A 256-nucleotide genomic window follows, 5' to 3' on the forward strand; every position below is an offset into this window, starting at 1 on the left:
ATTAACCACTTTATCACAAGAACAAGCTGCCTATATTGGAGTTACTCCACAAGGACCTTATAAACCAGACCATTATCGTTATTAAATGTTTCCTTGGGATAAAAGAAAAAGGAAAACGCATCGTGCTCAGCTTCGGTGACTATAACTCCAAAGAAAAAGCTCAAAAAATGATCCGAATCTGTACTCATATTTTTTGCTTTCTTTTTCTTTTTTTTCCAACATGTGCTGTTGCTCAGTTATTGGAAACATAACTACC

At 35.2% G+C, this 256-nt stretch carries 1 protein-coding gene; it reads left to right on the forward strand.

The genetic code is table 11. The features are described 5' to 3' along the window. A partial coding sequence (locus ACFIO5_RS09795) for an adenosylhomocysteinase (protein WP_375705295.1) occupies nt 1-85 on the forward strand: 85 nt, incomplete at its 5' end. Nucleotides 86-256 lie beyond the last annotated feature (171 nt).

The organism is Bartonella sp. AA86SXKL, from assembly GCF_042196885.1.